This is a genomic window from Chitinophagaceae bacterium, from assembly GCA_030053935.1.
GTDB lineage: Bacteria > Bacteroidota > Bacteroidia > Cytophagales > JASGCU01 > JASGCU01.
The window spans coordinates 1-3,553 of record JASGCU010000137.1 but is presented as its reverse complement, the minus strand read 5'-3'; the positions used below and the strand labels follow the sequence as shown (position 1 = coordinate 3,553).

General features: G+C 34.0%; 1 protein-coding gene. It reads right to left on the bottom strand.

Annotated features, from left to right (window positions below; translation table 11 throughout):
• Positions 1-3,553 (bottom strand): hypothetical protein (locus QM536_09605; GenBank protein MDI9357265.1); only part of this gene is annotated, 3,553 nt, incomplete at both ends.

Sequence of the window (3,553 nt, the reverse complement as noted above, 5' to 3'; positions counted from 1 at the left end):
TGCAATGGTTCTACGGGCATATTTAGAGGAAGATTTTATTTTTGTGCTGTCCATAACAAACTCATGAAAATTATAATAAGATATTTCTTTATTAGTATGGGTGTATGTATATTGGGCAGTTCCTTGTATGGATTTTTTACGAGAGGATATTTTTATATTTGATTTGACAAAGGTATGCAGAGTGTCCGGATCGGTAATGAAATGGACTACTGCATTGGAAAGAGGGGGGATTTCAGAACCTTTTCTGATTATTATTTTTCCTTTATCTGGAATAACAGTAGCATCTACTATCTGAACATTTTCTACACCATCGAGATTTATTTGAAAGGTCTGCATGTCATATTCTCCTTTGTTTGCAATAAACTTGAGAGAGTCTGTTTTGGGGTCTGTGCTGATAAAATAAGATGATATATGCAATTGATCAATATCATTTTTCATAAATATTTTTTCTTTTTTTAAGTCCCAAACGGCAGTTTGTATAGAAGTAACTATTTTTGCTTCGGGAAAAGAGAGAGCGGGAATATTTTTTTCTTCGGGATGAATAACTACTCTCCCAATAGAAAAGCTGAATTGTAGTTTTACATTGTCTCCACGCACTCTATCGGTGTAATTATTATCTGAAACGACCCTAAAAGTAGCATTTCTTGCAGAAAATTCATCTTGTAGAAACATATATTTTTTAGATTCGGTAATGGAACCTCTTGTAGAGAGTTTTCCACTTCCAAAGAGGGCTTTTTGACTGAGAATAAGGACTCCATCAAAGACAATAGTATTATTATAAAATCGAAATGGATTCCCTTTACTGTGCAAAAGCATAATGTCTTTTTTAGGTATCCATTTCATTGTATATTTTTCTATTTCTACTTTGGGAAAAGAACCGTCTATGGTAATTTTTTCTTGCAATATACCGTTAAATCCCTGGGCAGAAGCAGAATCTTGATAGAATATAAATTTGGAAGATTCTAATAGTGCCACAGAGTATGCTAATTTTCCTGTGCCTACTATTCCATTATTATCTAATTGAATCGTTCCAAAAAAATCTCCCTTTCCTTTATACACGAGGTAACCCGGAGGTTCTATGATATGCTGAAATCCTAAGGACCTATCGGGCATCATTTGTAGTGTTTCTTGTATGGTAGGTATTATGTTATCGGAATAAAAAGTTCCTTTCAAACGAATAGTATTATTGGCTTTATCATTCAGGTTGTCTACGTCCATCTTTGGTACCACAAAGTATATTTTCCTATTGTATGCCCCCCCTAATATCTCTTTACTATCAAAATAAATGTAGGAAGAGTCTTTTGATATATACTTGGGAGATATTTTTTTTACAGGATCCCCTGCTTTATTGTGAGGTAGGGCTATTCGTAAGACACCTGTTGTATTCACTATATGATTTTTCAAAGAAGCATCCTCTGAACCCCTCTTTAAAGAATCTTGTGGATCGTAAAGTCGAATAGAATCTATTTTATTCATTCTCATAAGAAAACTATCGTATTGAAAATCAAATTCTTTGCCAATATATGCCATAGTGGGGGTAAATACTTTGCCATCTAAAGAGATATTTTTGCCTTTATGCATTTTTATTGTTTCGTTATCGGGGAGCATATATATTTTAAGGTCGTTAGTAAAAAAAGAAGAATTGACACCATTGATAGTCATGTATTCTTTTTGAAAATTCATTACCACATTAGGTTGCTTGGCGGTGATAGATGGTATAAATATTTTATCATAATCTTTTTTTTTTTGAGAAGACTCCACATAATGTTTTCCTAAATCGGTGAGAGAAATATTATAATTTTTATTGCCAAACGCATCAAAGAGTGCGTTCTCAAATTCATCTGCTGCGATGAAAGTAATAAGATTTTCATAAAAGAGAGTCTTCATTGCTCCGAGTAAAAGAGCGTATCTTTTGGCATAAGAATCCGCAATGTTAGTATAAAAAAGAGTCAATTCCTCCAAACTACAATTTGTTTGACCCTTCTTATGCAAATAATCTTTCACCAAAGAAAGCGGGTGAAATGGCAAGAGTCCCATATATTTTCTATAACGGTCTTCGCTAAAGTATTCATCAGACTCTACTATCACAGGAACGGCATCTTTTGCATGGTCAATAGAGATAGTAAGAGAATCTGCCTGCATATTCCATTTCAAAACATCTCCTTTTATATATACTTTGTAAAACGAAGAGTAAAATCTACTATTTTTTTTGCTTCCATGGGGAGAAGATGCAAGCAGTTCCTTTGTTTCTGTCTGATATTTGAGAGTCACAAAATGATTATCCAAAGAATGCTCCCCATGGGTGAGGGAAAAACGGGCATCTCCCGAAGTGATAATGGGCTTATCAAGAGTAAAATAGGTAGATTGTAGCACTGCTTTATACCCCACTGTATTTGTTATTTCTAATTGAGATATTTTGCTATTATCAACACATTTTCCGTATAAATGAGCTCCTTCAAAGGCAAAACAACCTCTATAAGTGAGAAAAGAATCCTGCATATTGACCCCTATATCATTATTATAAGAAATAAAACGAGGGTAGGTCTGTTTTTCTTTTTTCGTTCCTAAAATACCTTTATATGCAAAGTCCCCAATTACTTTTGTATCTAAAAGAGCATCAAAAGTAAGTACTACATTTTTACAAAATACCTCGGGTTTGGCTACGGAAAATTCATATTCAGCCAAAGATACTTGAGCCGTTTGAAAGAAATTATTGCGAGAAGACCATTGAAACTCCCCTCCCCTCCCCTCCCATATTTTTTCGGGGATGAAAAAACTACCTGAAGTGTTTACTATTTTTACAGAATCGCTATAACTGACCATTATAATATCCGCATTTTCAAATACAATTCTTTGCTGTCCTCTTTTTGTCTCCGTATTCGTTGGAAATCCCAAAAAAGAAGCGACCTCTGTATTTTCAATTTCTGCAACTCCTGTCTGATTGTTCCAAGTATCCTCTTCTGCAATCTCTTCTTCTACCACAGAATCGGTTTTTGTTACATTTTGCGTTTCTTGTGTAGGTATTGAGAAGGCAGGATCAACGGTTTCTGTATTCTGATTTTCAAATCTATACTTTCCATTTCTTACATACATCTGATAATGTGGCTTTAGGACTAAAGCATTTCGGACAAAAAAGATATTCATAAGAAATAAAAAATCTGAATATTCTTTGGGAGAGTAATGATCTATGACAAACTTATTCATTTCCAAAAGACGAGTAAGAGAATCTGCTTGTATGCCCGCTCTTTTGATAGCAAAAGAAGTATAAGAGCAAAGATACATAAAATGAGGGTTTATGGAATATTTTTTTTCTTTCATTTTGAGAGCAATATCTCGTATGAGTGCTTTATGGGTGTTATTAAAACCACCATTCTGCCATAGTGTCCCAAAAGATTCTGCTATAATATCCGCACCGCCCGTACCTATAGATCTGACAGCCTTAGATAAATCATATCCTATCTTCTTTTCATCCGCAGAAAGAGTTTGACATACCGCAATATGAGAAAAAAAAATATAAAAAAGAAGTATTTTTATTATGCAATTTACCATTGGT